Origin of the sequence: Rhizobium sp. CCGE 510, from assembly GCF_000292525.1 — a bacterium.
Lineage (GTDB): Bacteria > Pseudomonadota > Alphaproteobacteria > Rhizobiales > Rhizobiaceae > Rhizobium.
This window is the reverse complement of record NZ_AEYF01000101.1, coordinates 1-974: the sequence shown is the minus strand read 5'-3', so window position 1 is coordinate 974 and position 974 is coordinate 1. Positions and strand designations below refer to the sequence as shown.

At 53.3% G+C, this 974-nt stretch carries 1 protein-coding gene; it reads left to right on the top strand.

The features are described 5' to 3' along the window. Window positions 1–433 precede the first annotated feature (433 nt). Complete coding sequence (locus RCCGE510_RS32630; RefSeq protein WP_007637910.1) at window positions 434–928, top strand: hypothetical protein; 495 nt, start codon at window positions 434–436, stop codon at window positions 926–928. Window positions 929–974: the final 46 nt, after the last annotated feature.

Sequence of the window (974 nt, the reverse complement as noted above, 5' to 3'; positions counted from 1 at the left end):
CGGAAGCCGTGCTCTTCGATGAGAGCACGCCGATTTCAAAGATTGGAAAGATTCGCGGACTCTCGCGACGTGCATTTTTGAGCTTTTCCCAGACCGCATCGAGTGGCGCATACATGCTGCTCGTGACGAGCGAGACGCACTAAGTGGAACGATGCGCGTCGTCTAAAGCGCCCCCAAGGATCACCGAACCTAACTCTGTCTTCGCTCGGCACTCGGCGGCCCATGGTTAAGCTGGACGAGGGGCGAACAGGCACCTTGTCATTGTATGTTTGGCTCGCCTTTTCGCTGACACTATCGCCGATGGAAGGTGGGACGATCAGCCGGTTCGAAACGCCGGTTCTTCATCTGACATTTTTGCGAGGCCGGCCAGCGAAAGTCTTCACAAATCAACTCGGCCCAAAAGGCCGATCATATAAAAATTGCAAGGAACAATATGAGCCACCATCTTAGAGACGATCAATATCAACGGCTCGTGGCCTTCCAGGAGCAGGCCAGCCGTTTGGCGGATACCGAAGCCTTGATGGTATTAGCGGAGAACGCCTTTCAGGACGAATTTGGCCATAAGCTCTTTACCCTCCTTAAGGTTGATCGAGCCGTTGGCGTTATGCGACGTATATACTCGACCGATCTCAATTACAGTCCGCTCGGAGGAACAAAACCCCTTGCCGATGATGAGTGGAGTAAGCGTGTCGGCACTGGTCGTCACTTTCTGGGCAGAGACGGCGCGGACATGGAGCGCTACTTCGTCGATCACAAGACTCTGATTAACATGGGCCTCGAAAGTGTGTTGAACACGGCCGTCATCTGGCGCAACGAGATTATAGGCTGGATCAACCTGTTGGATGCCGCTGAACATTATACAGTCGAAATGTGTGACCTCGCTGGTCTATACAGCCAGTGTCTGGCACCAGCCTTCCTTGACGAATGAATTACAGGCTATTGTTGCTGGACGGTGACCGGCTTTTGGAGTGGCT

What these genes read in the sequence shown, in the direction of transcription:
- RCCGE510_RS32630 (WP_007637910.1), top strand. Translation starts at nt 434, where the DNA reads ATGAGCCACCATCTTAGAGACGATCAATATCAACGGCTCGTGGCCTTC.